Annotated in this window: 1 protein-coding gene; it reads right to left on the minus strand. The window is 69.0% G+C overall.

Going from position 1 to position 1496, the window contains the following annotated elements; all coding sequences use genetic code 11:
- Positions 1–24: 24 nt before the first annotated feature.
- Positions 25–1245: an IS110 family transposase gene (locus AB0D67_RS39115; RefSeq protein ID WP_362947509.1), complete on the minus strand. Its 1221-nt coding sequence runs from the start codon at positions 1243–1245 to the stop codon at positions 25–27.
- Between the last annotated feature and the right edge of the window lie 251 nt (positions 1246–1496).

The raw sequence follows: 1496 nt of genomic DNA on the forward strand, positions 1-1496 counted from the left end.
TCAGACATCCCTGGATGTGGAATGTCAAGCCGCAAGGTCCTGTTGCCGATGTGACCACGCTGTCGCCTGGTCGTAGGGGGTGTGGGTTTTGAGGCATCCGTGAAGGATGCCGACCAGGCGGTTACCGACATGGCGCAAAGCGGCGTTGTGGCTGACATCGCGGGCTTTGAACTGGTCGTAGTAGGCGCGGACGGCCGGGTCGTGCAGGATCGCTGCGCCGGCCTGCATATGGAGGGCGTCGATGAGCCGGTCGTTGTGGACGAACCGGGCGTGGACGGTCTTGGATCTGCCGGATTGCCGGGTGATCGGCGAGGTCCCGGCATAGTTCTTGCGGGCCTTGGCGCTGGCGTAACGGTCTTTCGCGTCGCCGAACTCCGCGAGCACCCGGGCGCCGAGGATGACGCCGATGCCGGGCTGACTGAGGAGGATCTCAGCGTCCGGGTGCCGGCCAAAATGGGTCTCCACCTGCCCTTGCAGGACGGTGATCTGCGTATTGAGGGTCTGCAGGACCGCGACCGTCGCCGACACGGTGGCCGCGTAGGCCGAAGCGACCAGGTCGCTTTGCCCAAGGTGGGCGGCACGCAGTTCGGCCTGGATCGCGGCGGCCTTGGCGGGCTTGTCACGGTGGCCCTTGAGCGCCGCGGTGATCTGGGCGATGGTCAGCCGGGCCGCCGCCTGCGGGCTGGGGGCCTTGGCCAGCAGGGCCAAGACGGCCGGGCTGGTCAGGCCGAGCGGCGTGCAGGCCGCCAGTGCGGCGGGGAAGTAGTCCCGCAGCGCGGCGCGCAGCCGCAGCATGTGCCGGGTCCGTTCCCAGATCATCGTCTGATGAGCGCGGGCGACGACCTTGACCGCCTCGGCCTCGTCGGAGTCGGCGGCGATCTCGCGCAGCTGGTGGCGGCGAGTGCGGACCATGTCGGCCAGCGCGTGCGCGTCGCCCTTATCGCTCTTGGCTCCGGAGGTGCCCATCACCTCCCGGTGCCGGGCGGCCTGCTTGGGGTTCACCCCGAACACCCGGTAGCCGGCCGCGGCCAGCGCCCGCACCCACGGCCCCCGGTCGGTCTCGATGCACACCAGCACCTCGACCGGCTCGGCGTCCTCGGGCAAGAACGAGGCGACCAGCTCATGGAACCGGGCCACCCCGGCGGCGCCCTCAGACAGCCGGGCCCGCTTGAGCGCCCGGCCCTGCTCGTCTTGGACCTCCACATCGTGGTGATCCTCGGCCCAGTCGTCACCGACGTACAGCACCCGAATCCTCCGCCCCTCGACTACACGGTCAGGCAGCCCGCAGGAGCCGGTCGGCGTGCTAATGGACCAGTACTCACGCCACCAGGGCGGGCACGACATCCCATCAGTGATCAAGACTCCTGACCACCGGTGAGGGCACGGTCTGACCCCAGGACTCCACCATCGGTCCGGCGGAAGGAAGTGCTCACTCACCAGCGGCTACCAGGCACCGAGTCTGCCTGATCAGCCGACCCGGTAGCTCCCATTAGCGG

It is taken from the genome of Streptosporangium sp. NPDC048047, from assembly GCF_040653115.1.
Lineage (GTDB): Bacteria > Actinomycetota > Actinomycetes > Streptosporangiales > Streptosporangiaceae > Streptosporangium.